Here is a 22,910-nt window from a genome sequence, read left to right on the forward strand (position 1 = left end):
CGCCGACAGAGGGGGGTAAGGCCGCCGGCCAGGGCCTCCGTGATAAATCACCAACTGCCGTAATCCGCTTTCGGAGCAAAGCCGCATGACCCGCGAACGCATCTACCTCTTCGACACCACCCTACGTGACGGGCAGCAGACGCCCGGCATTGATTTTTCCGTCGAGGACAAGATTGCGATTGCCGCTTTGCTCGATGATTTCGGCGTCGACTATGTCGAGGGTGGTTATCCCGGTGCCAACCCGACGGATACCGAGTTCTTCAAGACCCGCCGCACCCACAGTGCCCGGTTCGTGGCCTTCGGAATGACCAAGCGCGCCGGTGTTTCCGCCTCCAACGATCCGGGCCTCAATGCTTTGCTGCAGGCCAACAGCGACGCGATCTGTCTTGTCGCCAAGAGCTGGGACTATCATGTGAAGGTCGCACTCGGCTGTTCCAACGAGGAAAACCTGGAGTCGATCCGGGAATCCGTTCAGGCCGTGGTAAGGAGCGGCCGCGAGGCTATGATCGACTGCGAGCACTTCTTTGACGGCTACAAGGCCAATCCCGAATATGCGCTCGCCTGCGCCACGACGGCCTACAACGCAGGCGCCCGCTGGGTCGTTCTCTGTGACACCAATGGCGGCACCCAGCCGCCGGAAATTCGCGACATCGTCGCGGCCGTCATCGCCGCCGGTGTCCCCGGTGCCAATCTCGGCATCCATGCCCATAACGACACCGGACAGGCCGTCGCCAATTCGCTGGCCGCCGTGGAGGCTGGCGTCCGCCAGGTCCAGGGCACGCTGAACGGTATCGGCGAACGTTGCGGCAACGCCAATGTGGTGACGCTGATCCCGACACTGGCGCTGAAGGAAACCTATGCCACCCGTTTTGAAACCGGCATAGATTCAGAAAAGCTGCAGGAACTCACCCGCCTATCCCACGCCTTCGACGAGCTACTGAACCGCTCCCCCGATCACCAGATGCCCTATGTCGGCGCCTCCGCCTTCGCCACCAAGGCCGGCATCCACGCCTCTGCGCTGCTGAAAGACCCGCGTACCTATGAACACGTGACGCCCGAAAGCGTCGGCAACCTGCGTAAGGTCATGGTCTCAGATCAGGGCGGCAAGGCCAATTTCATCAATGCGCTCAAACGCCGTGGCATCGTGGTCTCCAAAGACGATCCGAAGCTCGACAAGCTGATTTCCATCGTCAAAGAGCGCGAGGCGACCGGCTACGCTTATGAAGGGGCTGATGCGAGCTTTGCGATCCTTGCCCAGCGTACCCTCGGTTCCGTGCCGGATTTCTTCCACGTCGACAGTTTCCGCGTGATGGTCGAGCGTCGCTACGATGCGAACGGCAATCTCAAGACCGTCTCGGAAGCAGTGGTTCGGGTCTCGATCGATGGCGAGACAACCATGTCGGTTGCCGAAGGTCACGGGCCGGTCAACGCGCTCGATCTGGCGCTGCGAAAGGATCTCGGCAAATACCAGTCCGAGATCGCCGATCTGGAACTGGCTGACTACAAGGTCCGCATCCTCAACGGCGGCACGGAAGCGATAACCCGCGTGCTCATAGAATCCCTAGACGGCACCGGCCAGCGCTGGTGGACCGTCGGTGTCTCCGACAACATCATCGATGCGTCTTTCCAGGCGCTTATGGATTCCATCGTCTACAAGCTCCTGAAGAACCGCAACCATCAAGGGCTGGTGGCCGCGGAATAACAGTCGAGGCGTCCACCAAAGCGCTGGCAAGGTGGACGCCACTTCCTCAACGAATCGGCTGGATTCCGAGAGTGACGTCGCTGTTCAGTCACCCCGGTAACCATTTTAGGTGCGATCTTACTTATATTTCCCCGAACCGTTTCTTGGCAGGAACGAATCTGCTTTCTGGAAGACGGGAAACACAGGGGGAAATCCATGGCCACGAAGCCATCTCTGACGACGACACAGGCCGGTGAGCAGCTGACACGCAACGATTCCAGCTGGGCGGTAAATCTCGCTGAAAAAGTAACGATAACATATGCTTATCGTACCAGCATTCCCTCCGGTTATCAGGGGGACTCCGTCGAGGCGCAGACATTCGAAAAGTTCACGGCGTCCCAGATTGCCGTCAGCGAAAAAATCTTCGATCTGTTCGAGGAGGTCTGCGGCGTCACCTTGAAGCGGGTCGCCGGCACCAATGGCTATTCCAATGCGGCTACGATGCTGCTTGGCAATTACAGCGATGCCGAGAATGGCGGGATCTACGGATACTCCTACGGCGTCGGCAGCGGCAGGACGAGTTCCGCCGCTCTTGACGGCGACTTCTGGTACAATCTGGAAGGACCGAATTCCAATGGTTCCAGCCCGCAGATCGCCATCGGCTCGGATGACTATAACACCATCATGCACGAGCTCGGCCACTCCCTTGGCCTCGAACACCCCACGGATTATCCTGAAAATTTCGACTATGAGCGGGACGCCGCCTACAGGCAGGATTCGCTGCAATACACCGTGATGAGTTATTTTTCCGCCTCGGAGACCGGGGCAGTGCATCAGGGGCAACTTCTGAAGACGCTTGGCCTGCATGACATCGCAGCCCTCCAGCGGCTCTATGGCGCCAACATGACGACGCGGACCGGTGATGATACCTACGGCTTCGGCGGCAAGGGCGTTTATGGCCTGTCGAAGGCTTCGGACAAGACCGTCTTTTCCATCTGGGACGCAGGCGGTCGCGATACGCTGAATTTCTCGAAGTACACCGCTACCCAGACCATCGACCTCAACGCCGAAAAGTTCTCGTCCGTCGGCGGGTTGAAGTGGAATATCTCGATTGCCAAGGGCGTGACGATCGAAAACGCGGTCGGCGGCTCTGGCGCCGACACGATTAACGGCAATAAGGCGGCCAATCTGCTGAGCGGCGGTGCCGGCAAGGATACGCTGAACGGCAATGCCGGCAATGACAGGCTCATCGGCGGCTCCGGCTACGACAGCCTCGATGGCGGTACCGGCCAGGATACGGCGGACTACAGCTCCTCGACCACGACGATCCAGATCGCCTTGAAGGGTGCCTCCTGGGCGAATGTCACCAATCAAAACGACACGATTCTCGACCGCGTCCGCAATATCGAAAACCTCACGGGCGGCTCGGGCGACGATGTTTTCGTCGGTGACGGCTTCTCCAACCGGCTTTCCGGCAAGGCGGGGTCGGACTATCTGGACGGCGGCGCCGGCAGCGATATCCTGACCGGCGGAAGCGGTAACGACTTCTTCGTTTTCGGTGCTGTCACGCTCGCCAAGCTTGGGCTCGACCTCTTGATCGATTTCGCCACGGGCGACAAGATCACCCTGCTGGCCGATACCTTTACCGGGCTGGGCAATCCGAAAGATCCCGTCGGTCTTTCCAAAGGCGATTTCTCGTCCGGTACCTCGGTCAAGTCGATGGCCAAGGGCGACCACCTGTTCTTCGATACCGACGACTCGTGGATTTACTACGATAACGACGGTGCGGGTACCGGCGGTTCGGCCATCAAGTTTGCAGAGCTCGATAACAGCTACAAGGTCACCTATAGCGACTTCCTGATCGTCTGACGATCCACCCGCGTCGATACGGTCCCGCTTCCGAGCGTGGCATGGCCTGATGGACATGCCACGCTTTCGCGTTATTCGCCGGTGTCGGACATGCCGGAAAGTTGCCCTTCGATGGCCGCCTTGTCGATGATCGACAGGACCTGCCATATCTTCCCATCCCGAAAACTATAGAAGACGTTCTCGGCAAAGGAGACTTTCCCGCCATTCACGGGGAGGCCGAGAAAGGTTGCGCGTGGCGTGCAATGAAAGCCGAGGCGGCTGGCGATCACCGGTGGATCGGCCGCCAGCATGTCGATGCTGAAGTAAAGGTCGGGAATATCGTCGAAATCCTTTTCCAGCATCGCCCGATAGCCGGAAAGCCCGATCGATCGGCCATTGTGGCTTGCGTCCTTATGCACGAACTGACCGAGCGACGGCCAGTCCTGCCGATTGAGGCAATCGATGTAACCGCGATAAAGCGCGCAAAGTTCGTCTTTCGTCATAGCCGTCGCCTTCCGTTGGCTGCGGGATGCGTCAGCCCGCGCCTCACAGCACCAGCCTGAACTTGGCGAAGCCGTCCGCCCCGTCGCCTGCATCCTCGAGCTTCACGCTCTTGACCTCACCGAGCAGCCCGCGCGCCCTCGGGCCAGTCTCGAAGATAGCAGTCGTGTTGGCCAAGGGTTTGAAGGTCCAGTTGGCATCGGCAGAGGGATTGATCGTTCCCTGTTCGTGGATATAGCGGACGATGACGTCGCGGTTCGTGTCGGGTGCCACGAACACCACCTTGTCGGCTGCGATGTCGGGAAACTTTCCGCCGCCGCCCGCACGATAATTGTTGGTCGCGACCACGAATTTTTGCGCGGGATCGATCGGCTTGCCGTCGAACGTCAGGTTCTGGATGCGGTTTGAGCCGGCGTTCACGACATTGCCGTCATTGTCGTATTTCGCCGGCTGGGAAAGGTCGATTTCGTAGGTCACGCCGTCGATGATATCGAAATTGTAGGACGGGAAATCCGGGTTCAGAAGCGGTGCATCCTTTGCGCCTGCCTCGACCGTGTTGAACATGCCGGCCGACATTTCCAGCCAGTTCTTTACCTGTTCGCCGGTGATAACGACGGCCTGCACGGTGTTCGGATAAAGATAGAGATCCGCGACGTTCTTGATGGCGATGTCGCCCGCCGGAACGTCGGTATAGTAATCGGCACCGCCGCGACCGCCGGCCTTGAAGGGAGCCGCGGCCGAAAGCACCGGAAGATCCTTGTGCTCCGTGTCCTTCAGCATGTCCTTGATGTACCAGGTCTGTGCATTGGAGACGATCTGGACGGACGGGTCGTCCGCCACCAGCGCGAAGTAGGAGTAGAGGGGAGCGGAGGTCTTGCCGACCGGCGTGCGCACATAGGCGAGCGTCGCCTCATGTTCGGCCTTCGCCGCCGTCAGCACGTCGGCGCGATCGACCACATCCGCCACGACCTTCTTGTCCTCGCGGTGGTAGATCGGCCGCGCTTCGGTCGTGAAATCGACGATCCGCCAGCTGTTGCCGTCCTTCTCCAGCAGCAGGTCGATTAGGCCGAGATGCGATCCCCAGAAGCCGCCCATGACGGCCGGCTTGCCAAGCAGCGTGCCCTTGACGGGATCGACGCCTTCGATGCCGTCAAAACTCTTCGGGCCGGGAAAGACGAGATGCTGGTGTCCGGTGAAAACGGCATCAATGCCCTCCACCCCTGCGAGATAGAGCGAGGCGTTTTCCATGCGGTGGGACTGGCCCGAGCCATCGATGCCGGAATGGGAAAGCGCGATAACGATATCGGCGCCGTCTTCCTTCATGACCGGCACCCAGGCCTTGGCAGCCTCGACGATATCGCGCGTCTGCGCCTTGCCTTCGAGGTTCTTGATGTCCCAGATCATGATCTGGGGCGGCACGAAGCCGATGATGCCGATCTTCAGCGGGCTGGTTGCGCCGGAGCCGTCGGTGATCACCTTTTCGACGATCGTATAGGGCTTGAAGAAAAGCTCGTCTTTCCTGGGATCGGAGGCAAGCTGGCCCTTGGTCAGGTTGGCGCAGACGAAAGGATAGTTGGCGCCGGCAAGCACCTTGTTCATATAGTCCAGGCCGTAGTTGAACTCATGGTTGCCCAGAGTGCCGGCCTCGTAGCCCAGAACGTTCATCGCCTTGATGACCGGGTGAACATCGCCTTCCTTCATGCCATGCTGATAGGCCATGAAATCGCCCATCGGATTGCCCTGCAGGAAGTCGCCGTTGTCGACCAGCAGCGAGTTGGTCGCTTCCGCGCGGATTGCGTCGATGATCGAGGCGGTGCGGGCAAGGCCCATCGTGTCGTTCGGCTTGTCGGCATAATAGTCGTAGGGGAAGACATGGACATGGATGTCGGTCGTTTCCATGATCCGCAGGTGGGCCTGGTTGTTGGCTGCGCGTGCTGCGAAAGGATGCAGCAGGACAAGACCGGAGGTGGCGGCAAGGCCGCCAAGCAGAGAGCGGCGCGTGATGGCGTGAAGTCCGAGACTGGCTGACATGCTGTACCCTTTTCTTCATGTGGTCTGGACGAAAGCTAGAACGGGTTCGTTTGGAAAGCATGCCCGGAAATATGACGGTTTTTCGCCGGTGACGCGGGAGTGTCAAACTTATTGCATCAAGCTTCACCGAAATGAATTGGTCGCCCCAGCCGCTTTGGAGTAGGACGACGCAAAGCAGAAAAACATTCGGGATGAAACGCCATGGCTGATGCCAAAGACACTCCGGCCCCGGCCCCAGCCCTGGCAAATGGCGATTCGCCGCGCGGTTTTGCCTTCGCGCTTACGGCCTATCTGCTGTGGGGTTTCCTGCCGTTCTTCATGAAGGCGGTCGCTCACATTCCGGCTTTCGAGGTGGTTGCCCACCGCATCGTCTGGTCGGTACCGCTTGCCGGTCTCGTGCTTTTGTGGCTCGGGCGTACCGGTGACGTGAAGGTGGCGCTGCAATCGCCGCGCATGCTAAAAATGGCCTCCGTCACCGCGATCCTCATCACCATCAACTGGGGCATCTATGTCTGGGCGATCGGTGCCGGCAGGGCGCTGGAGACGGCGCTCGGCTACTACATCAACCCGCTGTTTTCGATTTTCCTCGGAGCCGTTCTCCTGAAGGAGCGGCTAAGCCGCGCACAGATGGTTGCCATCGGTCTGGCGGCCATTGCGGTTGCGGTGCTTGCCTTCGATGCCGGCGGCCTGCCATGGGTGTCCATCAGCCTTGCCCTGACATGGGGCCTCTATGCCTTTTTCCGCAAAACCCTGCCGGTTGGCCCCAACCAGGGTTTCTTCCTTGAGGTGCTGCTCCTCAGCGTTCCGGCGCTGGGCTATATCGTCTACCTCGAAGCGAGCGGGCAGGGCCATTTCTTTGATACCGGCGTGACGGATGGTCTCCTGCTGCTCGCCTGCGGCGTCGTCACGGCCATTCCGTTGATGATCTACGCCAATGGCGCAAAATTGCTCCGTCTTTCGACGATCGGCATCATGCAATACATCGCGCCCACGATGATCTTCCTGATTGCCGTCTTCGTGTTCCATGAGCCGTTCAACACCGCCAAGCTCGTTGCCTTCATCTTCATCTGGGCAGCGCTTGCCGTCTATTCCGGCTCGATGCTGATGGAAAGCCGGCGCGCGGCTCGCCGGCTGCAGGCGCACCCGGCAGAGTAGGTCGCAAGCCTGCTTCAATAGAAACGCCGCGTTTCCTGAGGAAGCGCGGCGTTTTCGTATCAGGCTGTTATGATGCCTTACATCTTGTCGATGATGTCGCCTTCGCCGTCGCGGTCCACCTTGCTGGCCCAATGGTTGAGCAGGGCAGGGACGATCTCGTCGACGCTGTCGATGACGAGCGGCTGCAGGAGATGCGCCGAGTGAATGAAGCCGGCGTCGGCCATGTGGCGGATGAGTTCCATCAGCGGGTCCCAGAAGCCGCCGATATTGGCAAGCACGATCGGCTTGCGATGGCGGCCGAGCTGCGCCCAGGTCATGATCTCCACGACCTCTTCCAGCGTGCCAATGCCGCCGGGAAGGGTGACGAAGGCATCCGCCCGCTCAAACATCTTGTGCTTGCGAACGTGCATGTCCGGGGTCACGATCAGCTCGGAAAGCTGGCCAAGCGAATGGCGCGTCGCCTCCATATCGACAAGAAATTCGGGGATAATGCCCGTAACGCGCCCGCCATTGGAAAGAACGCCGCTGGCCACTGCGCCCATGATGCCCTTTGTGCCGCCGCCGTAGACCAACTGCAGATGGTTTTCCGCCATGGATTTGCCAAGCCGGCGGCCTGCATCCATGAAGGCTTTGTCGCGGCCCGGCTGGGAGCCGCAATACACACAAACGGATCGAATCGGGATATTTTGCTCATTCATAGGCCCAAAGAGACATTGCCCGGTCCGATGCGTCAAGAAAAATGAAGGGAAAGCGTCTGCCCACGGGCCTTCAAGGGGCTCTGATGCTTGTGAAGGAGTGGGGAAATCGTTAGCAATTTCAGGGTTGAATGAATTGCCGTGCAGGCTGGTCTATCCCGGGGGCGGGAAGAGGACCGGGACCTGCGCATATGGGGACTGAGCTCGATCAGACGATGACGTGAACATCGCAGGTACCGGGCTTTCTTGGAGATGTCGAAAATGAAGAACAAGGCCGGTCTGGTGGCCCTCATCGTACTCGCGGCTGCGACGGCCCTGATGGTCTTCTTTGTTCTGCCGAATGTCAGCGGCGACAAGGAAACTCCGTCCGCTGAAAGCAAGAGCGAGCCTGCGGCCGAAACACCGGCCGCCGATGCGAAGGGCAGCCGCCCCACAACGGAGGGTTCGACAACGGACGGTCAGGCTGCCGCGCCGCAGACGGCAAGCCCGGATGCAGCGGCCGGCCAGAACGCTACCGCGCCACAAACTGATAAGCCTGCCGATGCGACAGCCGCGTGGGTCGTTCCGAGTTTTGATATCCTGCGCGTCGAGCCCGATGGCTCCACGGTTATCGCGGGCCGTGCCCAGCCGGGCACCAAGCTTGAGATTGTCAACGGCGACAAGGTCGTCGCGACCGCAGATGTCAGTGCCGCCGGAGATTTCGCCGCTGTGTTCGAACAGCCGCTCGATCCGGGCGATTATCAGTTGCTGCTGCGGAGCCTCGGCGCGGGCAATCAGGCCAAGACCTCGGAAGAGGTCGCGACGGTTTCGATCCCGAAGGACAAGAGCGGCGAGCTTCTGGCGATGGTTTCCAAGCCGGGTACGGCGAGCCGTATCATCACCGCCCCGAAGGAGGCCGTCGCTTCGCAGGCGAACCAGCAGCCGGCCGCTGAACAGCCAGCTGCGGCCGCAGACGGCGCGGCTTCGGCCGATACCGCTGCCGCGGACGCAAATGCCAAGCCGACCGCAGAGACCGCCGCTGCAAATCCGGCCGCCGCCACCACAGAACCCCCGGCTGTCGCCGTGTCCGCAGTCGAGCTTGAAGGCAGCAAGATTTTCGTTGCCGGCACAGCCAAGGCCGGTTCTCTCGTTCGCGGCTACGCGGACGACCGACTGATTGGCGAGGCTAAGACCAACGACCAGGGTCGTTTTGTTATCGACGGCTCGCTCGATCTTTCTGTCGGCAAGCATACGATCCGTGTCGACATGATGGCTGACGACGGCAAGACCGTCGCCGTGCGTGCCTCCGTGCCTTTCGATCGTCCTGCAGGCGAGCAGGTCGCGGCCGTCGCCCAGCCCTCCGCCAACGGCGCGATCATGCCGTTCGATGGCGGTGCCTTTGACGGTCTGCGCCTCGAGGCCGCCAAGGCGTTCGGTCTCCTGAAGGGGCTCTTTGCCGATGGCAAACTCCCGAATGCCGAACAACTGGCAGCCGCACGCTCCTCGACGGAATTCGCTCTGGGCTCGCTTGCCGACTTCAAGGCCCCGGAAACGCTGGAAGCCAGCGTCAAGGACATGGTGGCCAGGACTTCCAAGGCTGCCGCCGATGCGCTCGCACTCCTGAAGGCTCTGCCGCAGGATGCGCAGAGTGTTGGCGCCGCCCTTGGCAAGATCGAGGCTGCGATCGGTTCCGCCTTGATGCCGCGGACGGACGGCGCCGGCGGAACGGTCTCGCAGGAAACCGCGCCAACCACCCCGGCTCCGGACACCGCAGGCGGTGCGACCACCCAGGAACCCGTCGCTGAAGCGCCGGCGACGGAAGAGCCGGTTGCACAGGCTCCTGCTGCGGACAATTCGGCCGCGCCTGCCACAGGGGAAACGGCCGCCGCTCCGCAGACTGTCGAGCAAGCTCCGCTGACCGAGAGCAAGTCCTCCGTGATCATTCGACGCGGTGATACGCTGTGGCAGATCTCGCGCCGCGTCTACGGGGCGGGCGTTCGCTACACCACGATTTACATGGCCAACGAGGACCAGATCAGCGATCCCGACAGGATCCAGCCGGGCCAGATCTTCGGTGTGCCGGACAAGGCGCTGCCGGATGCGGAATCGGAAGAAATCCACCGCAAGCGCATCACGAACCAGCCATAAGGTTTTCCCCGACCGTTGCATTGCAGCGGTTATGATGAAGCCCTATCTGAAGACAACCAAGCGGCGCCGACGAGGCGCCGCTTTCCATTGGAAACCAAGGCACGGACGGATGTTCCGCGTGTCCTTTGCCGCGGCAATCGCCGCGGCACGACGGCAAAGCAGAAGCGATGGCCCAGAAGAAGACCGTATCGGCAGATGCCGGCAATCCGCTCCAGACCATTCTCAATCTCTGGCCCTATATGTGGCCCAGCGACCGCAACGATCTCAAGATGCGGGTGGTATGGGCGACACTGATCCTGCTGGTCTCCAAGGTCGTCCTGCTGCTTGTTCCCTATTTCTTCAAGTGGTCGACCGACGCCCTGAACGGCAAGGCGGATGTGGTCGGCATCCTGCCGGCGTTCTTGACCGGTGCCGTCATGCTGGTGCTGGCCTATAATGTCGCCCGTCTTCTGCAGGCGGGGTTGAACCAGCTGCGGGATGCGCTTTTTGCCAGCGTCGGTCAGCATGCGGTGCGCCAGCTTGCCTATCGCACCTTCGTCCATATGCATCAGCTGTCGCTGCGCTTCCATCTGGAGCGCCGCACCGGCGGGCTTTCGCGCATTATCGAGCGTGGTACCAAGGGCATCGAAACCATCGTCCGCTTCACCATTCTCAACACGGTGCCGACGCTGATCGAATTCCTGCTGACGGCGGTGGTCTTCTGGTGGGGATACGGCTTCAACTACCTGCTGGTGACGGCTGTCACGGTCGTTCTCTATATCTGGTTCACCGTCAAGGCGAGCGATTGGCGCATTTCCATCCGCCGTTCGATGAACGACAGCGATACGGAAGCCAATACGAAGGCCATCGACTCTCTTCTCAACTTCGAGACCGTCAAATATTTCGGCAACGAGGAGATGGAAGCCAAGCGCTTCGATCAGTCTATGGCGCGGTACGAGAAATCCGCAACGCAGGTCTGGACCTCCTTGGGCTGGCTGAACTTCGGCCAAGCTCTGATTTTCGGCGGTGGCACGGCGGTCATGATGGTCATGTCGGCGCTCGCCGTGCAGCGCGGCGAGCAGACGCTGGGCGATTTCGTCTTCATCAATGCCATGCTGATGCAGCTCTCCATCCCGCTCAATTTCATCGGCTTCGTCTACCGCGAAATCCGCCAGGGCCTCACGGATATCGAGCAGATGTTCGATCTTCTGGAAGTTGAGGCCGAGGTTCTCGACAAGCCCGACGCTCGCGAACTCGCCATCGACAAGGGGGCGATCGTCTTCAAGGAGGTGCACTTCGCCTATGACCCGGCCCGTCCGATCCTCAAGGGCATCAGCTTCGAGGTGCCGGCTGGCAAGACCGTCGCGGTCGTCGGCCCCTCCGGTGCCGGCAAGTCGACGCTCTCGCGTCTGCTCTATCGCTTCTACGACGTGCAGGAAGGCTCGATCACCGTCGATGGTCAGGATGTGCGCGATCTGACGCAGAAGAGCCTGCGCGCCGCGATCGGCATGGTGCCGCAGGATACGGTGCTGTTCAACGACACGCTCGCCTATAACATCCGCTACGGCCGACCCTCCGCCAGCGATGCGGAGGTTCAGGCGGCGGCCGAGATCGCCCAGATCGGCGATTTCATCAAGCATCTGCCGGAGGGCTACAATGCCATGGTCGGCGAACGCGGCCTGAAGCTTTCCGGCGGAGAAAAACAACGTGTTGCGATTGCGCGAACCGTTCTCAAGAGCCCGCCGATCCTGATCCTCGACGAGGCGACATCGGCGCTCGACACCCGCACCGAGCAGGAAATCCAGGCGGCTTTGGAAGTCGTGTCGCAAAACCGGACGACGCTGGTCATCGCCCACCGCCTTTCGACGGTCATTCATGCGGATGAGATCATCGTGCTGAAGGATGGCGGTATCGCAGAGCGGGGCACCCACGGGGAACTTATCGACCGCAATGGTCTTTACGCCTCCATGTGGAGCCGCCAGCGCGAAGCGACGCAGGCAGAGGAGCGCTTGAAGAAGGTTCAGGAGGAAGACGATTTGGGTGTCGTGGTTCGTGGGCCGGTGGCGGGATGAGTGAGAAACAGTAGGGGGTAGGCAATAGGCAGTAGAGAGAGATGCGGGATTGTCGACTATTGCCTGCTGCCTAATTCCTACTGCCTCCAACCGCGCATTGCCCCCCGCCCGATTTCCCTGTAACCCGTGGGCGCAATACAATTCGGAGACGAGAATATATGAGCCTCATCAACACTGTCCGTAACACGCTGGTCCCGGTGCATAAGGCGGGTTATCCGTTCATTGCCGGCTTCTTCGTCGTTTCGCTTCTCCTGGGTCTGCTCTGGGAGCCGCTGATGTGGCTGGGCTTCATTCTAACGGCGTGGTGCGCATACTTCTTCCGCGATCCGGTGCGCATGACGCCGCTGGATGACGATCTCGTCATCAGCCCTGCCGATGGCCGCGTATCCTCCATCGCCATTGTGTCCCCGCCCGATGAACTCGGTATCGGAAACGAGCCGATGCTGCGCATCACCGTTTTCATGAATGTGTTCAATTGCCACGTGAACCGTTCGCCGATGCGCGGCACGGTCCGCCGCATAGCCTATCGCGCCGGCAGGTTCGTCAATGCCGAACTCGACAAGGCCAGCCACGAAAACGAGCGCAACGGCCTTGCGATCGAAACCGCCCATGGCACCATTGGCGTTGTCCAGATCGCCGGTCTCGTTGCCCGCCGCATCATCTGCTGGTCGAACGAGGGCGACACGCTGCAGCCGGGCGAGCGCTTCGGCCTCATCCGCTTCGGTTCTCGCCTCGACGTCTTCCTGCCGGCAGGCGCGCAGGCGCGTGTGACGCTCGGCCAGACGGCAATTGCCGGGGAAACCGTGCTTGCCGAATTCGGCTCCCCCAAGGGCCCGGTCATCAGCCGCCGCGACTGAGCCGAGGAGCATTTCCAGCAAAAGTGTGAAGCGGTTTTGCGTCCGGGAATGCGTAGAAGCGAATAACAGGAGCGAGTCCATGGAAACGCCTTTTCCGTCCTATGAGCCGAACGGCCCGAACAACGAAGCGCGGGGACCGCGCCTGCGGGAAATTCCCCTGCGGCTGATCGTCCCGAATGTTGTGACCGTGCTGGCGATCTGCGCCGGCCTGTCGGGCGTTCGGCTGGCGATCGAGAACCGTTTCGAGCTTGCCGTTGCGATGGTCCTGCTTGCCGCCTTTCTGGATGGTATCGATGGCCGTCTCGCCCGAATGATGAAGGCGACGTCGAAATTTGGTGCGCAGATGGATTCGCTCGCCGACATCGTCAACTTCGGTGTCGCACCGGCCCTCGTGCTTTACGCCTTCATTCTGGATCAGGCCCGCTCGCTGGGCTGGATTGCGGCCCTGATCTATGTAATCGCTGCCGGGCTGCGGCTTGCCCGCTTCAACGTCATGGCCGAGCGCGAGGTCAAGGCGACATGGCAGTCGGAATATTTCGTGGGCGTGCCGGCGCCAGCGGGCGCGATGCTGGTGCTGTTGCCGGTCTATCTGGGTCTTCTCGGTGTCGTACCGGATCGCACCATCGCGATCATCGCCTCGGCTTACACGGTCCTGATCGGCTTCCTCCTAGTCTGCCGCATGCCGGTCTGGTCGGGAAAATCGACGAACCGTATCCGTCGCGACCTCGTGCTGCCGATTATCCTGGTCGTTGTTTTCTACGTGGCGACCCTGATGACCTACACCTGGGAGACCATGGTGGTGACGGCGCTTGCCTATCTCGCGACGCTGCCCTTCGGCGCCCGCAAGTGGCAGAAAAAATACGGCAACTGGCCGGATCACCCGGATCATCCCGACCACCCGGAAGGGCTGGATGACGGTCTGCCGGTTGAACGCAAAAGCGATCAGCCATAAGCACCAAGAACAAAAAGCCGCCCGTGCAAACGAGGCGGCTTTTTCAATGATGCGGCGTTTGTGCTGATCAATCCGGCAGCCGGTAATCCACGATCCGGTTCTCGCGGACGATAAAGAGCTTGCCCGTTTCGGTCTGATCCGGCCCAACCAGCGGAACGAGCTTGGCGGCGACTTCTGAAGGATGCGGCACCGTCATCGGGTCTTCGCCGGGAATAGCCTGCGCCCGCATGGCCGTGCGCGTGCCGCCCGGATCGACCGAGAGGATGCGCAGCGGCAGGCGCTGGGTCTCGCCGGCCCAAGTGCGCGCCAAGGCTTCGACGGCGGCCTTGGACGCGGAGTAGGGCCCCCAGAACGGCTTGCACTTGTGTGCGGCGCTCGACGACAGGATGAGGGCGCGGCCGGCATCGGATGCCTGCAGCAGCGGATCGACGGAACGGATCAGCCGCCACGTCGCGGTGACATTGATGTTCATGACTTTCTCGAAAACCTTGGCCTCGACATGCCCGATCGGCGAGATGACGCCAAGCATGCCGGCATTGGCGACGAGAATGTCGAGCTTACCCCAGCGCTCATGGATAGCGCCGCCGAGCTTGTCGATGGCCCCCATGTCGGCGAGATCGAAGGGCACCAGCGTCGCGGGAAGACCGCCAGCCGCCTTGATCGCATCATCAAGCTCTTCCAGACCACCGATCGTGCGGGCGCAGGCGATGACCTGCGCACCCGCCTTGGCCAACTCCAATGCGGTGAAATAGCCGATGCCGCGGGAGGCTCCGGTGACCAGCGCGAGGCGGCCCTTGAGATCGATCATGTCTGGATGGCTCCGGTTTCGAAAATGCTGGCTTGCTCTGCCATAGCATTGCCCCCGGATGCAAGACGGCAAGGCCAGTTAAGCCTCCCTCTTCCGTCATGCTCGGGCTTCCCGAGCATCTGCAAGTCTTTGATTTTAGGAGGGGTCAGCAGATCCTCGGCACAAGGCCGAGGATGACGTCAGATATGTATTCTAAACCGACAAACGATCAGCCGTTGCTGGCCATAACCGAAAGCTTCAGGCCGGCGGTCTCGCCATTCTTGTCGAGCAGGCGGGTCGGGTAGTCGCCGGTGAAATAGTGGTCGGTGAACTGTGGACGCGCATTGTTGCGATCCTCGCCACCGACGGCCCGGTAGAGACCGTCGATCGTCAGGAACTCCAGCGAGTCAGCACCGATGTACTTCGCCATCGCCTTGACGTCCGCATACTGGTTGGCGATGAGCTTCTCGGCGTTCGGCGTGTCGATGCCGTAGAAATCCGGATAGAAGATCATCGGGCTGGCGACGCGAAGATGCACTTCGGTCGCCCCGGCATCGCGGATCATCTGCACGATCTTGAGCGAGGTCGTGCCGCGCACGATGGAATCGTCAACGAGAACGACGCGCTTGCCTTCGATCATCGCCCGGTTCGCAGAATGCTTCAGCTTCACGCCGAAGGCGCGGATCTGCTGTGTCGGCTCGATGAAGGTACGGCCGACATAGTGGTTGCGGATAATGCCGTATTCGAAGGGAATGCCGCTTGCCTGGGCAAAGCCAAGGGCTGCCGGCGTGCCGCCATCCGGAACCGGAACGACGACGTCTGCCTCGACCGGCGATTCCTTGGCGAGGTTGATGCCCATGTTCTTGCGCGCGACATAGACGCTCCGGCCGCCCACAACCGAATCGGGGCGGGCGAAGTAGACGTATTCGAACAGGCAGAGACGTTCAGGCTGCTGGTTGGCCGGCTTGCGCGCATCGATCTGAACCGAACCGTCCGGCTGGATTTCGCAGATGATGACTTCGCCATTTTCGACGTCGCGGATGTACTTCGCGCCAATGATATCGAGTGCGCAGGTTTCCGAGCAGAAGATCGGCTTTCCATCAAGTTCGCCCATGACGAGCGGCCGGATGCCGATCGGGTCGCGTGCGGCAATGAGCTTCGTGCGGGTCATCGCCACCATGGCGTAGCCGCCTTCCATCTGGCGAATGGCGTCGATGAAACGGTCGGCGGTCGAGGAGTGGCGGGAGCGGGCGATAAGGTGAAGAACGACTTCCGTATCCGAGGTCGACTGACAAATGGCGCCGGTGGCGATGATCTGGCGGCGCAGCGTCAGGCCGTTGGTGAAGTTGCCGTTATGGGCGATGGCGATGCCGCCGACTTCGAGTTCGGCAAACAGCGGCTGGACGTTGCGCAGCGCGACTTCGCCGGTCGTGGAATAGCGGGTATGGCCGATCGAGATAGAACCGGGCAGCTTCGCCAGAACCGCGGGGTTTGTGTAGTGGTCGCCGACAAGCCCCATATGCTTTTCGGTGTGGAACTGCTTGCCGTCGAACGTGACGATACCGGCCGCTTCCTGTCCGCGATGCTGCAGGGCATGCAGGCCGAGTGCCGTCAGCGTTGCCGCATCCGGATGGCCCAGGATGCCGAACACGCCGCATTCTTCATGCAGGGTATCGCCATCGAGTATGTTTTCAATCTCTGCGGAACGGGTCATCGCTTTGGCCTTTTGTCAGCACGGACGCGGAGGAGCGCATATCGTATTGTAATGCCGATCCGTCAAGTCGCGAGGATTGAGGGACAAGCATGGCATCATTGCAAAATGGACAAGGCCCGCCGGAGCGGGCCTTCATTCTATCATCGGACCTCAGCCGTTGGTAGCTGCGCCGTTGGTCGCGGGCGCGTCGTCGGCCGGAGCCTGTTCGGCCGGCGCCTGATCCGAAGGGGCAGCCGGCGTGTCGTTCTCGTCGCCGGCCGTCGGCTCCTTGCCGCGCAAGCGGTCGAGGATCGTGGCATCGGCATTTTCAGGCAGGAGCGCGATCAGCTTGCCGCCGAGATTGTCGAGCAAGGGCTTGGACTTGGCCTGGGTAACCCACGGCGGCTGCTGCTGCGGCGCAACCAGCCAGTTGAAGAACAGCATGGCGACCACGACAAGCAGAACGCCGCGGGCAGCCCCGAAGAGGAAGCCAAGCGTCCGGTCCAGCGCCCCGATCCGGCTGTCGATGATGAAATCGGCAATCCGCATGGTGATGAAGGAAATGATGATCAGCGCCACGAGAAAGACGACGCCGGCCGAGCCGATCATCGCAACGGTGTCGCTGGTCGTATATTTCGTCGCGTAGGGCAGGAGGTAAGGATAGAGAAAGTAAGCTGCGGCAGCCGCGCCCACCCAGCTTGCGACCGACAGGACTTCCCGGGAAAAGCCGCGCACCATTGCCAGAATGGCGGAAAACAGCGCGACGCCGAGAACGATACCGTCGAGAATTGTTATGGGCATATTGACCTACTCCGAACCCGCACCTGAAGCGGCCTCATGTCGATGTGTGCGAACCATATATAACATCCCGAAGCAAGCGTCCCGGGGCGTCATGGCGGTGAACACTGTTTTCACCGGATTTTCGGCGTTTCCGCATGGAAAATCCGTCAGTATTCCTCGTCCGCCTGCTTCAGGGCACCCTTCGAGCCGGCAATGCGCGCCACCAGATCCGGAAGCCCCTCCATCTCGCTCCAGCGCAGACCCGTTCCCTTGGGAAGATCCGGCGAAGCCGATGGCAGGACGACCTGTGAAAAGCCGAGCTTTTCGGCTTCTTTAAGGCGCTGGGCGGTGTGCGCAACCGGTCGGATTGCCCCCGACAGGCTGACCTCGCCGAAATAGACGCAATCGGGAGGAAGGGCAAGACCGGCGAGCGACGAAACAAGTGCGGAGGCGACCGCAAGATCGGCGGCGGGCTCCGTGATGCGGTAGCCACCGGCGACATTGAGATAGACGTCGTGCTGCCCGAGGCGAACCCCGCAATGCGCTTCGAGAACGGCAAGAATCATCGATAGACGCGACGAGTCCCAGCCGACTACCGCGCGGCGGGCGGTGCCGAGCGATGTCGGCGCCACCAGGGCCTGCACCTCGACCAGAACCGGCCGTGTTCCCTCCATGCCGGCAAAGACAGCGGCGCCCGGCGCTTTGGCATTGCGCTCCCCAAGGAAAAGTTCGGAAGGGTTGGTGACTTCGCGAAGCCCCTTGTCCGACATTTCAAAGACGCCGATCTCGTCGGTCGGCCCGAAGCGGTTCTTGACGGTGCGCAGGATGCGGTAGTGATGGCCGCGGTCACCCTCGAAATAGAGAACCGCATCGACCATATGCTCGACGACGCGGGGACCGGCGATCTGGCCTTCCTTGGTCACATGGCCGACAAGCACGACCGTCGCGCCCGTCTGCTTGGCGAAACGGATCATCGCCTGCACGCCGGTTCTCACTTGCGTTACCGTTCCCGGCGCGGAATCGACGATATCGCTCCACAGCGTCTGGATCGAGTCGATGATGACGAGATCCGGCCTTTTGCCTTCGCTGAGCGTCGCCAGAATATCCTCGACATTGGTCTCTGCCGCGAGCAGCACGTCCGTGTCGGCGGCGCCAAGCCGCTGGGCGCGCAGCCGCACCTGCGCCACGGCCTCTTCGCCCGAGACATAGATGACCCGGTGTTTCAGCCGGGAGAGGGCGGCCGCAGCCTGCATCAGCACCGTCGATTTGCCGATGCCGGGGTCGCCGCCGATCAGGACGGCCGAGCCGCGCACGAAACCACCGCCGGTCGCTCGATCAAGCTCGGAAATACCCGTCGCAATACGCGGCGCTTCCTCGATCTCGCCGGAAAGCGTTGTCAGAGCGACCGGCCGTCCTTTCTTTGGCGTCTTGCCAGGCCCGCCACCGATCCCGCCCATCGGGTCTTCCTCGACGATCGTGTTCCACTGGCCGCAGCCTTCGCATTTTCCGACCCAGCGCGGATGAACCGTTCCGCAGTTCTGGCAGATGAAATTCGTACGGGCTTTCGCCATCAGGTCTCGCTTTCGGGGAAGTCTTGTGAGGAAACATCCTGGCGTCCGTGCAGGATGCGGACGACGTGGAGATGGTTTTCCTCGACGTGAAAATAGATGCAGTGGCTTTTGTAGGGAAACGCTCTTAGTCCAGGAGCGAACTGTTCCCGCGAGACGCCCGGGAAGTTAATTCGCGCCAATGCAGCTATCTTGCTTTCCAAGCTGTTGACTAGTCGTTGCGCAGCAATCGGGTCTTTCTCAGATATGAATCGGAAGATTGTGGCAAGGTCGCGAATCGCTCTACGCGATAACCGGAATTTCCCAGATGCGCTCATTGCTCCTTTTCGGCCTCTTGTTGGATATAGGCCAACAATTGTCCAGGTTCGGAAAATTCGACGTAGTCGCCGTTCGCGAAATCCTCCAGCCCCTCATCGATCAGCCGTTTGAGTTCAGCGAATTTGGTTTCGTCACGTTCCAGAAGTCTTAGGCCGGCGCGCACGACTTCGCTCGCATTATTAAAACGGCCGGTTGCCACCTGTTTGTTGATGAAGGCGTCAAAATGATCACCGATAACGAAGGACTTTTTCGTGTTGGACATAACTATTTCTCGCGAGGGCTTCACTGGGACGCAGTATAGCAGCGGGTGAGAACTATTCCTACCGGTCAGCTTTGGGGGGCAAACCGATATCACCGTCGCTCGTTTTGATCTTCTTTTGTTCTAATTTACAGAATGGCCTTGATGATTCCAAGCCCAGGTTGAAGAAAACTTCATTCCGCCGGAACGTAGGCCCTGTCGTAGCGCTGCCCAAGGCTGGTCAGCATCTCGTAGCCGATCGTGCCGCCGGCGCGGGCCACATCGTCTATCGCGATGTTTTCGCCGAAGAGCTCGATATAGTCGCCAGCGCGAACGCCGTTTTCCGGCAGGTCGGTGACGTCAAACAGGCTGAGGTCCATCGTCACCCGGCCGAGATGCGGCACCTTCTGGCCATGCAGAAAACCGTAAGCGCCGGAGGGGCGCGCTTGCCGGAGCGTCACACCACCACCGGAGACGGAGCGGTGATACCCGTCGGCATAGCCGACGGCGACGACGGCTACACGGCTGTCGCGCGAAAACTGGGCTGACGCTCCGTAGCTTGCCGTATCTCCGCTCTTGACGGTGCGGATCTGCAGGATGCGCGCTTCCGCGGTCACGACGGGCTTCATCGGGTTCGGCATGTCGTTGACGGCTTCACCGCCATAGACCGCGATGCCGGGGCGGGTGAGATCGAAATGGAAATCCGGGCCAAGATGCACGCCGGCCGAATTGGCAAGGCTCATCTCCACACCGTCAAAGGCATCCGCGATCGTGCGGAACGCGTCGAGCTGGCGGCGATTGAGCGGGTGTGCCTGATCGTCGGCGCAGGCGAGGTGGCTCATCACCAGAACGGGAGAGAAACTTGCCGGTCGCACCGGATCGTTGGCAAGCGCCAGTGCTTCCTGTGGCGTCAGGCCGAGCCGGTTCATGCCGGTATCGACGTGCAAAGCGCAAGGATAATCGCCGCGTTCGGAAAGGGTCGACATGAAGAAGGCGAGCTGCTCTTCCGAGTTGATCACCGGCACGAGGTCATTGTCGAAGAAGTGCTTTTCATTGCCCGGCCACATGCCGGCAAGGATAAAGATGCGGCCTTCCGGAACGTAGGGACGAAGGGCAACGCCTTCCTCGACGCTCGCAACGAAAAAGTCGCGCGCGCCGGCTCCGTAGAGCGTTTCGGAGGCTGGCTCGAAGCCGATGCCATAGGCATCCGCTTTCAGAACGGCCGCCGCGCGGGCCTTGCCCGATATCTTGGCCATCATCCGCCAGTTGTCCGCAAGTGCTGAAAGATCGATGATCAGGCGATTGGAGGCGGCGGAGAAGATGTCGTCCATGCGGCTCAGTGTTCCTCGTATTGCGAGAAGGACGGGTCGGCGAGGTCGGTAAAGCGGGTGAATTCCGACTGGAAGGCGAGCTTCACCGTACCGGTCGGCCCGTGACGCTGCTTGGCGATGATCACGTCCGCCGTGCCCTTCACCTTTTCGAACAGCATCTTCCATTCTTCGTATTTCGGGTCGAACTCGTCGCGGGGTTCGAGGTTCTTGACGTAGTATTCTTCACGGAACACGAACAGCACCACGTCGGCGTCCTGCTCGATCGAGCCGGATTCACGCAGGTCGGAGAGCTGCGGGCGTTTGTCTTCGCGGCTTTCCACCTGACGGGAGAGCTGCGAGAGCGCGATGATCGGCACGTTCAGCTCCTTGCCGAGCGCCTTCAGGCCGGTGGTGATCTGGGTGATTTCCTGCACGCGGTTGTCGCTGGATTTGCCGGAGCCGGTCATCAGCTGGATATAGTCCACCACCAGGCAGTCGAGGCCGCGCTGGCGCTTCAGGCGGCGGGCGCGGGCTGAAAGCTGGGCAATCGAAATGCCACCGGTCTGGTCGATATAAAGCGGCACCTTCTGCATCATCTGGCTGCAGGCGACGAGCTTTTCGAAATCGGCTTCGGAGATATCACCACGACGGATCTTGGAGGAGGAGACTTCCGTCTGCTCGGAGATGATACGGGTCGCCAGCTGTTCGGACGACATTTCCAGCGAGTAGAAGCCGACGACGCCGCCGTTCCTCGCCTTGAACGAACCGTCCGCCTGCACTTCGGGTTCATAGGCTGCGGCAATATTATAGGCGATGTTGGTGGCAAGTGAGGTCTTGCCCATGCCGGGACGCCCCGCCAGCACGATCAAGTCGGAGCGCTGCAGGCCGCCCATGCGGGCATCGAGAGACATGATTCCGGTGGAAATACCCGACAGCGAGCCGTCGCGCTCGAAGGCCTGACCGGCCATGTCGATCGCCAGTGCCACGGCGTCGTTGAACGACTGAAAGCCGCCATCGTAGCGGCCGGTTTCGGCGAGTTCGAACAGGCGACGTTCGGCGTCTTCGATCTGGCTCTGCGGCGGCATGTCGAGCGGCGCGTCGAAGGCGATGTTGACCATGTCCTCGCCGATGGTGATCAGCGAGCGGCGCAGCGCCAGATCGTAGATCGCGCGGCCATAATCTTCCGCATTGATGATCGTCACGGCATTGGCTGCAAGCTGCGCCAGATATTGCGAGATCGTCATGTCGCCGACCTTCTGGTCGCCGGGCAGGAAGGTTTTGACCGTCACGGGATGGGCGGTCTTGCCCATGCGGATGATGTCGCCGGCCACTTCGAAAATCTTGCGGTGTAGCGGTTCGTAAAGATGAACCGGCTTCAGAAAGTCCGAAACGCGGTAGAACGCGTCATTGTTGACGAGGATGGCGCCGAGCAGCGCCTGTTCCGCCTCGAGGTTGTTCGGGGCTTCGCGATACTGCGCTTCGGACTGGTCTTTGGCCGCCGGGGCCAGCTTGCGCGCGATCTCGTTCATGGTTGTCGTCTCTTCCTATCCGTCCAAGGCCTCGGTTTAGGCTTCCTGCCGAAAGGGTCAAGCGCATTCATGCCACAGCTCTGTGTCGCATGCCTGCGGGCGCTGAGTGTGCACGATGTCCACAGGGCAGAGCCTATGATCGCGAATATCCAATTTTCCCGTTGACTGCGGCGCAGGCCGCGAGTCCGGCAGGGCGATCCCGAAATCTAGCACGGGCAACGCCGATCCCGAAAGATTTGTCATAGCTGCCTCCCGAATTTTGCAGCTTGAAAAAATCGATGCTCCGGACTAAGTAGTGACATAATAATTAGTAAGCTAGTAATATGTAAAAGGTACGAAATGACGGATCCCGTAACCGATCGCGATCTCTTCGATGCGCTGGCGAGCGTGAATCGCAAGCTGCGCGTGCTGTTCGATGCGCGGGTGAAGGAAACGGGATTGACGCTCTCGCGGGCGCGGGTTCTCTTTACCCTGCTGCGCCGCGACGGGTTGAACCAGCGGGAGCTGGCCGAAGATCTCGGCATCGAAACGCCGACCATCGTCCGGCTGCTGGATGGCATGGAATCGCAGGACTTCGTCGAGCGCAGACCGGAGGCGACTGATCGCCGCGCGAAACGCATCCATCTCACCAACCATGGCCGCCGGAGTGCCGAGGAGATAGAGGAACTGGCCCGGCAGATCCGTGTCGAGGTTATGGAAGGCATTGAGCCCGCCGAAAAGAAGGTGGCGCTCAAGGTGATCAATAAGATCGTCGACAACATGCTTCAGCGGATCGGCAAGGAGTAGGGC

General features: G+C 60.8%; 19 protein-coding genes. 8 read left to right on the forward strand and 11 right to left on the reverse strand.

Annotation, left to right across the window (positions count from 1 at the left end; genetic code table 11):
- The first annotated feature begins 85 nt into the window (after positions 1–85).
- Both cimA and BLX89_RS08945 read left to right on the forward strand, forming a co-directional pair.
- Complete coding sequence (gene cimA, locus BLX89_RS08940) at positions 86–1,702, forward strand: citramalate synthase (RefSeq protein ID WP_075290291.1); 1,617 nt, start codon at positions 86–88, stop codon at positions 1,700–1,702.
- Positions 1,703–1,897: 195 nt separating this feature from the next.
- A complete protein-coding gene (locus BLX89_RS08945) occupies positions 1,898–3,550 on the forward strand; it encodes a M10 family metallopeptidase (protein ID WP_075290292.1) in 1,653 nt (550 codons plus the stop codon).
- A 71-nt stretch (positions 3,551–3,621) separates the two neighbouring features.
- Here the strand turns inward: BLX89_RS08945 and BLX89_RS08950 are convergent, their stop codons facing one another.
- Both BLX89_RS08950 and BLX89_RS08955 read right to left on the reverse strand, forming a co-directional pair.
- Complete coding sequence (locus BLX89_RS08950) at positions 3,622–4,032, reverse strand: ester cyclase (protein ID WP_075290293.1); 411 nt, start codon at positions 4,030–4,032, stop codon at positions 3,622–3,624.
- Between the two features lie 43 nt (positions 4,033–4,075).
- Positions 4,076–6,061, reverse strand: coding sequence for a bifunctional 2',3'-cyclic-nucleotide 2'-phosphodiesterase/3'-nucleotidase (locus tag BLX89_RS08955; RefSeq protein ID WP_075290294.1), 1,986 nt, complete (start codon positions 6,059–6,061; stop codon positions 4,076–4,078).
- Positions 6,062–6,262: 201 nt separating this feature from the next.
- Between BLX89_RS08955 and rarD the strand changes: the two genes are divergently transcribed.
- On the forward strand, positions 6,263–7,216 hold the full coding sequence (gene rarD / locus BLX89_RS08960; RefSeq protein WP_075290295.1) for an EamA family transporter RarD: 954 nt from the start codon (positions 6,263–6,265) through the stop codon (positions 7,214–7,216).
- A gap of 77 nt (positions 7,217–7,293) precedes the next feature.
- On the opposite strand, the gene BLX89_RS08965 is transcribed toward rarD, so the two are convergent.
- Positions 7,294–7,914: an LOG family protein gene (locus BLX89_RS08965; protein WP_075290296.1), complete on the reverse strand. Its 621-nt coding sequence runs from the start codon at positions 7,912–7,914 to the stop codon at positions 7,294–7,296.
- A 249-nt stretch (positions 7,915–8,163) separates the two neighbouring features.
- Here BLX89_RS08965 and BLX89_RS08970 point away from each other — a divergent pair, with 249 nt between their 5' ends.
- From BLX89_RS08970 to pssA, 4 genes are all read left to right on the forward strand, one after another.
- Positions 8,164–10,038 carry a LysM peptidoglycan-binding domain-containing protein gene (locus BLX89_RS08970; protein ID WP_425348601.1) on the forward strand — a complete coding sequence of 625 codons (1,875 nt, stop codon included), beginning with the start codon at positions 8,164–8,166 and terminating at the stop codon, positions 10,036–10,038.
- Positions 10,039–10,205: 167 nt separating this feature from the next.
- Positions 10,206–12,089: an ABCB family ABC transporter ATP-binding protein/permease gene (locus BLX89_RS08975; protein WP_075290298.1), complete on the forward strand. Its 1,884-nt coding sequence runs from the start codon at positions 10,206–10,208 to the stop codon at positions 12,087–12,089.
- A 140-nt stretch (positions 12,090–12,229) separates the two neighbouring features.
- Positions 12,230–12,946: a phosphatidylserine decarboxylase gene (locus BLX89_RS08980; RefSeq protein ID WP_280950574.1), complete on the forward strand. Its 717-nt coding sequence runs from the start codon at positions 12,230–12,232 to the stop codon at positions 12,944–12,946.
- Positions 12,947–13,025: 79 nt separating this feature from the next.
- Positions 13,026–13,898 carry a CDP-diacylglycerol--serine O-phosphatidyltransferase gene (gene pssA / locus BLX89_RS08985; protein WP_075290300.1) on the forward strand — a complete coding sequence of 291 codons (873 nt, stop codon included), beginning with the start codon at positions 13,026–13,028 and terminating at the stop codon, positions 13,896–13,898.
- A gap of 67 nt (positions 13,899–13,965) precedes the next feature.
- Here the strand turns inward: pssA and BLX89_RS08990 are convergent, their stop codons facing one another.
- The 8 genes from BLX89_RS08990 to BLX89_RS09025 all read right to left on the reverse strand — a co-directional run bounded on the left by BLX89_RS08990 (position 13,966) and on the right by BLX89_RS09025 (position 22,121).
- Entirely contained in the window at positions 13,966–14,706 is a 741-nt protein-coding gene (locus tag BLX89_RS08990; protein ID WP_075290301.1) for an SDR family NAD(P)-dependent oxidoreductase, read from the reverse strand.
- A 208-nt stretch (positions 14,707–14,914) separates the two neighbouring features.
- Positions 14,915–16,399, reverse strand: coding sequence for an amidophosphoribosyltransferase (purF, locus tag BLX89_RS08995; RefSeq protein WP_075290302.1), 1,485 nt, complete (start codon positions 16,397–16,399; stop codon positions 14,915–14,917).
- Between the two features lie 150 nt (positions 16,400–16,549).
- Positions 16,550–17,179 carry a CvpA family protein gene (locus tag BLX89_RS09000; protein WP_075290303.1) on the reverse strand — a complete coding sequence of 210 codons (630 nt, stop codon included), beginning with the start codon at positions 17,177–17,179 and terminating at the stop codon, positions 16,550–16,552.
- Positions 17,180–17,325: 146 nt separating this feature from the next.
- Entirely contained in the window at positions 17,326–18,729 is a 1,404-nt protein-coding gene (radA, locus tag BLX89_RS09005) for a DNA repair protein RadA (RefSeq protein WP_075290304.1), read from the reverse strand.
- On the reverse strand, positions 18,729–19,043 hold the full coding sequence (locus tag BLX89_RS09010; RefSeq protein ID WP_075290305.1) for a type II toxin-antitoxin system RelE/ParE family toxin: 315 nt from the start codon (positions 19,041–19,043) through the stop codon (positions 18,729–18,731). Before BLX89_RS09010 ends, radA begins: the two co-directional genes overlap by 1 nt.
- Positions 19,040–19,306, reverse strand: a complete 267-nt coding sequence (locus BLX89_RS09015; protein WP_075290306.1) for a type II toxin-antitoxin system ParD family antitoxin — start codon at positions 19,304–19,306, stop codon at positions 19,040–19,042. Before BLX89_RS09015 ends, BLX89_RS09010 begins: the two co-directional genes overlap by 4 nt.
- A gap of 170 nt (positions 19,307–19,476) precedes the next feature.
- Positions 19,477–20,613, reverse strand: coding sequence for an alanine racemase (gene alr, locus BLX89_RS09020; protein ID WP_075290307.1), 1,137 nt, complete (start codon positions 20,611–20,613; stop codon positions 19,477–19,479).
- Between the two features lie 5 nt (positions 20,614–20,618).
- Positions 20,619–22,121: a replicative DNA helicase gene (locus tag BLX89_RS09025; protein WP_075290308.1), complete on the reverse strand. Its 1,503-nt coding sequence runs from the start codon at positions 22,119–22,121 to the stop codon at positions 20,619–20,621.
- A gap of 339 nt (positions 22,122–22,460) precedes the next feature.
- Here BLX89_RS09025 and BLX89_RS09030 point away from each other — a divergent pair, with 339 nt between their 5' ends.
- Entirely contained in the window at positions 22,461–22,907 is a 447-nt protein-coding gene (locus tag BLX89_RS09030; protein WP_075290309.1) for a MarR family winged helix-turn-helix transcriptional regulator, read from the forward strand.
- Positions 22,908–22,910 lie beyond the last annotated feature (3 nt).

This window comes from Pararhizobium arenae (assembly GCF_001931685.1).
Lineage (GTDB): Bacteria > Pseudomonadota > Alphaproteobacteria > Rhizobiales > Rhizobiaceae > Pararhizobium > Pararhizobium arenae.